Here is a 5,638-nt window from a genome sequence, read left to right on the forward strand (position 1 = left end):
GGGGTCCGCGCCGAAGGACTCGGGGCGCAGTGCGCGCAGCTGGGCCCGGAGCGAACGGTCGGAGCCGGTAGCGGTCACAGGACCTCCTGATCTCTGGGGGTCGTTCCATTATGGGCGGGCCCCGAGGAGTACGGCCGCCCCGCCCGGGAGCGGTCACGGGTGACCGGAGGAGCGGTACGACCGGTACGACGTCCTTGTAGGCTGCGCGCCGTGGCGAGAGTCCGGTTGACCGTGGCGGAGCGGCGCGAGGAGCTGCTGCGTGCCGCCGTCCGGCAGATCGAGGAGCGGGGCGTCGCCGCCTTCCGGATATCCGACGTGGCCGCGGCGCTCGGCGTGAGCAACGCGTTGGTGATCTACCACTTCGCGACCAGGGAACGGCTCGTCGCCGCGGCGTTCGCCCACGCGGCCGAGGGCGATCTGGCACATCTGCGGCGTCTGCTCGGCCGGCGTGTCCCGGCGGTCCGGCGGCTGCGGGCGGCCGTGCGCTGGTACGCCCCCACGGGCCAGGCGAAGGGCTGGCGCCTCTGGATCGAGAGCTGGGCCGCCTCCCTGCACGACCCGGAGCTGCGGCGGGTCGCCGCCTCCCTCGACCAGGAGTGGAAGGCGGCCCTCGCCCGGGTGATGGCGGAAGGCGACGCGGCGGGCGAGTTCCGCTGCCCCGACCCGCCCGCGGCGGCCCTCCGTCTCACCGCCCTCCTCGACGGCCTCGCCATCCAGACCACGGCCTACGCGGCCCCTCTCACCCGGGCCGCGATGCTCCACTGGGCCGACGCGGCCCTCTCTCGCGAACTGGGCCTTCCGGAGGTCACGGCGGGCGGCGGGCGGGGGGAGGCAGCGGGCCCCGGGACGGAACCCGGGCCGGACTCGCCCGCAGGGCCCGAACCCGCCGGTGCCGGCTGAGCCCGGGGCCGGCTGGGCCCGGGGCCGGCTGGGCCCGGGGCCGGGGCGCCCGAGCCGCGACGGGGCCCGGCGCTGTGCGGGGCCGGGGGCGCGGCGGTCCGGGAGGGGGTGGCCGTCACAGGGCCGGCGCCGGCGGGCACGCACATGCCCCTCCGCGCCGAAGGCCGCGGAGCCCCGGAAGCGGGTGGCCGTCACAGGGCCGTCCCCCGGCGGGGCGCCACACGCGCCCCCGCCGTGTCGAAGGCCGCGCCCCGGGAGCGGGTAACCGCCGCAAGGCCGTCCCCCGGCGGGGCGCCACACGCGCCCCCCTCCGTACGGCCCCGGCTGCGGCGTCGCTCAGAGGAGTTCGTACACCGCCGAGACCGTCACGTGCTCCTCGATCTCACCGGGGGCCAGCGGGACCGAGGCTCCGTCGGCGGAGATGGACGGGGACGCGGCGCCCTGGCCGGGGCGGGTGGACTCGCCCTCGCTGAGGGAGACCAGCCGGCCGAGGCGGTGGCCGCTGAGGCGGGCGTGCTGCTGGGCCTTCTCGTGGGCGTCCTGGTAGGCCGCCTCGCGGGCCTTGGCGCGCAGGGCGCCCGGGTCGGCCACGTCGAAGACGACGCCGTTCACGCGGCCCGCGTCGCGCGCCGCCTCGTTGACCGCGCCGATGACCTGGCCGGCCCGGTCGAGCGCGCGGACCTTCACGGAGAAGGACTGGACGGCCTGGTAACCGCTCACCTTGCTCTCGCCGCCGGAGGTCTGGGTGTAGACGGGCATCACGGAGAGGCTGTCGGTCCGGATGTCCCGGTCCTCGATGCCCTGGGCGCGGAGCACCCGCAGGAGGTTCTCGGCCTCGGTGGTCTGCGCGGCCATCGCCTCCTTGGCCGTCGTGCGGTCGGCCTCCACCGCGATGGAGAGGATCGCCAGATCCGGTGCGGCGGAGGCGCTGCCGCTGCCGGTCACGGTGACCGTCGCGGGGTCGGCGGCGGGGGCCGCCGCGAACGGGACCGTCCGCGCGGGCGCGGCGGCCTGGGCGGGGACGGTTCCGGCGACGAGCCCGCCGAGGACGAGTGCGGCGGCGAGGAGCCCGGCGGTCCGGGCAGCGGTTCTTCCGGGGTTCTCGGGTGTACGGGGTGTCACGGGCGGTCCCTTCGACGGTGACGTGGGGCGGGAAGTCCGGCGCGCACATCCCAGCACCCGCCGCCGCTCCCTCCGGTACGCCACTCCTGACCGGCCGCCCCCTTCACCTCTCCGTACCACGTGCGTACCGCCCCGCCGGCCTCGTCAGGTCTGCGCGAGGGGCTCGTACACGTCGGGCTGGAGGCCGAAGGTCCAGGCCACACCCTCACGCGCGGTCCGGGTCGCCGGAGGCACGCGGAGCCAGTACGTGCGGTGGCTGCCGTCGGGCTCGGGCGTGGAGTTGACGACCTCGACCATCGTCACGTCCTCGTCGTCGGGGAGGCCGATCCGCCACAGCACGCCGGTCTCGTCGCGGTGGACGGGCCGCGCGCCCGAGACGGCGAGGTAGCGGTCGTAGCCGTAGTACTCCAGCATGACGCGGCGCAGTTCCGCGTTCTCCTCCTCCCGGATCCGCTCGGGGGTGAGGCCGTCGAGGCCGGCGAGGAAGGCCGCGGTGACGGGCATCCCGCGCCAGGCGTGCAGGGCGAAGCCGTCGGCGTAGGCGAGGGCCGGGCCGTCGCCCCGGTCGAGTCGTCCGGCCTCGTCCCGGTGGAGGGCGACGGGCCGCTCGGTGAGCACGGCCACGCGTGCGTAGGGCCACCACCAGCCCGCGTGCCGGGCGACGGCGGCGAGCCCGGCCAGGCGGTCGCCGTGTCCGTCGAAGGCGGCGAGCCAGGCGGCGTCGTGCTGGCCGAGCACCGCGTCGAGCAGCAGGAGCCGCGCCGCGCCGGCCTCCGGGCCGTCCGGGCCCCCGGCGCCTGCGTCCGCCTGCGCCACCGCGTCGCGTATCCGCTCGGCGAGGGCCCGCGTGGTGTCCCAGAGCGCCGCCCCGGTGTTCTGCCAGTGCGCCGCCCATCCGGCGGGGCCCAGCGCGTCGTGGAGCCGCCGGCGTTCCTCGGCCCAGGGCCGGGTGCGCACCTCCTCCCGTACGGACGGTCCACGGTCCGTCAGTTCCCGTGTCAGCCGGACCGCGGCGAGCGGCGAGGGCGCCCAGAGCACCCGTTCCGGTGCGGCGAGGCCCGCCGCGCGGTAGGCGAGCCGGACGCCGGCCTCGGCGGCGGCCCGGTCGGCGGGGCCGGTGGCGGCGGCCACGGCCCGCCAGTCGTCCCGCGCGGTGGTGCGGTTCATGGTTCTGTCCCCCCAGGTTCCTCGGTGTGTCAGTCCGCGACGATCCGGTACGCGCCCGGCACGTACTCCCGCTGGCGCACCACCCGGTACCAGCCCCTGGGCAGGGGTATCGGGGCGTGTTCCTCGTGCACCAGGCGTCCGCCCTCGGGGAGTTCGAGCAGCAGTGGCCCGTAGGGGCCGGGTTCCCGAACGAGCCGGCCGGGTCCGGGAACGGCGTGGGCGTGGCCGGTGACCTCACCGAGGGCGAGGACGAGACGCCCCCGGCCGTCCCTCGCCTCCCCCCGCTCCCGCTTCGCCCGCTCCGGTACGGCCGCCTCGTCGACGGACACGAGCAGCACGTCTCCCTGCCGGTACATGGCTCTCCCCTCCCCGTCCGGCGCGCTGTCGCCGAACACACCTACGACGCTAGAGGGCGGCACTGACAACGGCCGTTCGCCCGGGAACGTCAGCGCCTCCGTGCCCACCCGGGCGGGGCGCTGTCGGAGGCGCTTGGTAGAACTCTTGCCATCAGCCGTCCGGCGCCGTTCGTCCTCTGGAGCACCGTCATGACCATTGGGGTCCACCTGCAGGAATTCCACGGCCTGCCCGTGTTCGACTTCCCGGACGCGGACGCCGTGGGCGGCCTGCCCGACGCGGCCTCGGTGGCCTGGCGCGTGTCGTCACCCACGTACGGGGAGCCCGGGGACGAGAGCTGGGAGCCGCGGTTCCGGCGCTTCCTGGAGACGGTCGACGCCTCCCGTGTCCGGGCACTGGTGGTCGGCGGCTGGGACGAGCCGTACGACACCTCCTCCGCCGCCGTCGTCACCTCGCTGATCGGTGCCAACAACCGGCTGACGGGCCTTCGGGCGGTCTTCCTCGCCGACATGACCTTCGAGGACTGCGAGATCTCCTGGATCGTCCAGTCCGACGTGACCCCGCTGCTCGCCGCCTATCCGGCGCTGCGCGAGTTCGGGGTGCGGGGCGGGACGGGCCTGGGCTTCCCCGCCGTCCGGCACACGGGCCTGCGGAGGCTGGTGGTGGAGACGGGCGGCCTCGGCGCGGAGGTGGTGCGCGGGATCGCCGCCTCGGACCTGCCCGCCCTGGAGGATCTGGAACTCTGGCTGGGCACCGACGAGTACGGCGGCGACAGCACGCCCGAGGACCTGGCCCCCCTCCTGTCCGGTGCCGCCTTCCCGGCGCTGCGCCGCCTCGCCCTGCGCAACAGCGTGATCCAGGACCGGGTGGCGGCGGCCGTGGCGGGCGCGCCGGTGGTGGCCCGCCTGGAGCGGCTGGACCTGTCCATGGGCGTGCTCACCGACGAGGGCGCGCGGGCCCTTCTGGAAGGGCAGCCGCTGACCCACCTCACGCATCTGGACCTCTCGCACCACTACGTCTCCGCGCCGCTGTGCGAGCGGCTCACCGCCGCCCTCGCCCCGCACGGCGTGACGGTCGACCTCGGTGACGCCCAGGAGCCGGAGGACGACGGGGACGGCGACGTCTGGCGCTACGTCGCGGTCGCCGAGTGACCCCCGGCCCGCGCCCCCGTGGGGCCGCCCTGGCCGTGGTCGGTGATCCGGCCGGCCGCCGTGTCGCGTTCCTCCAGGACGCGCTGCGGTCCGCCGGGCTGCCCGGGGCGCGGGTCGTGTCCTGGCCGGAGGTGCTGCGCGGCGGGGCGCGGTTCGCGGCCGGCGAGACCGTGCGGATCGACTCGCCCGGGGAGGAGCCGGAGACCGACCGGCTGCTGCGCGGGACGGACGACCCGACGCGGGTGGAGGGCACCGGGCTCTGGTACGCCCGGTTCACCGCCGCCGTGGCGGGCCTCGCCCGGGAGGCCGCCGCGGCGGGCGCCGCGCTCGTCGACGACCCGGCCGAACTCGCCGTCCTGTTCGACAAGCGGCTGAGCCACGCCCGGCTGGCGGCGGCGGGCGTCCCCGTGCCGCCGTCGCCCACCTCGGGCCCGTCGGCGCCCGCCGTGCGCGGCTGGGAGGACGTCCGCGCGCTGACCGCCCGCGACGGCCTGCGCCGGTTCTTCGTCAAGCTCGCGCACGGCTCCTCGGCCTCCGGGGTCCTCGCGGTCGAGACGGACGGCAGCGGGCGGCGGGTGCGGGCCACCACCTCCGTGGAGCGGGCGGCCGGCGGGCGGCTCCACAACTCGCTGCGGGTACGGCGCTACACGGACGAGCGGGAGGTGGGCGCGATCGTGGACGCGCTCGCGCCGGACGGTCTGCACGTGGAGCGCTGGCTGCCGAAGGCCACGCAGCGGGGGCGGGCGGCCGATCTGCGGGTGGTGGTGGTCGACGGCCGGGCCACGCACGCCGTCGTCCGCACCAGCCGTTTCCCCCTGACCAATCTGCACCTGGGCGGGGCCCGGGGCGACCTGGACGAGGTCCGGGCCGCGATCACGGCGGCCGGGGGCCGCTGGGCGGACGCGCTCGGGGTGTGCGAGCGGGCCGCCGGCGCCTTTCCCGGC

The 5,638-nt window shown here is 76.8% G+C and carries 6 protein-coding genes; 3 read left to right on the forward strand and 3 right to left on the reverse strand.

The window, feature by feature from the left end; genetic code table 11:
• Nucleotides 1-210: 210 nt before the first annotated feature.
• The gene (locus RIF68_RS25405) at nucleotides 211-900 is read left to right on the forward strand and encodes a TetR family transcriptional regulator C-terminal domain-containing protein (RefSeq protein WP_309053628.1); all 690 of its coding nucleotides are present in this window, start codon (nucleotides 211-213) and stop codon (nucleotides 898-900) included.
• Nucleotides 901-1,236: 336 nt separating this feature from the next.
• Here the strand turns inward: RIF68_RS25405 and RIF68_RS25410 are convergent, their stop codons facing one another.
• The 3 genes from RIF68_RS25410 to RIF68_RS25420 form a co-directional block, all read right to left on the reverse strand.
• Nucleotides 1,237-2,022 (reverse strand): SIMPL domain-containing protein, encoded by a 786-nt coding sequence (locus RIF68_RS25410; RefSeq protein ID WP_309053629.1) that lies wholly within the window; start codon nucleotides 2,020-2,022, stop codon nucleotides 1,237-1,239.
• 144 nt (nucleotides 2,023-2,166) lie between these two features.
• The gene (locus tag RIF68_RS25415; RefSeq protein ID WP_309053630.1) at nucleotides 2,167-3,189 is read right to left on the reverse strand and encodes a DUF6745 domain-containing protein; all 1,023 of its coding nucleotides are present in this window, start codon (nucleotides 3,187-3,189) and stop codon (nucleotides 2,167-2,169) included.
• A gap of 29 nt (nucleotides 3,190-3,218) precedes the next feature.
• Entirely contained in the window at nucleotides 3,219-3,545 is a 327-nt protein-coding gene (locus RIF68_RS25420; RefSeq protein WP_309053631.1) for a hypothetical protein, read from the reverse strand.
• A gap of 189 nt (nucleotides 3,546-3,734) precedes the next feature.
• Between RIF68_RS25420 and RIF68_RS25425 the strand changes: the two genes are divergently transcribed.
• Complete coding sequence (locus tag RIF68_RS25425; protein WP_309053632.1) at nucleotides 3,735-4,694, forward strand: STM4015 family protein; 960 nt, start codon at nucleotides 3,735-3,737, stop codon at nucleotides 4,692-4,694.
• Nucleotides 4,691-5,638, forward strand: a 948-nt coding sequence (locus RIF68_RS25430) for an STM4014 family protein (protein WP_309053633.1), incomplete at its 3' end; no start/stop codon positions are given. The genes RIF68_RS25425 and RIF68_RS25430, both read left to right, overlap by 4 nt.

The sequence above is a fragment of the Streptomyces sp. genome (assembly GCF_031178505.1).
Taxonomy (GTDB): domain Bacteria; phylum Actinomycetota; class Actinomycetes; order Streptomycetales; family Streptomycetaceae; genus Streptomyces; species Streptomyces gulbargensis.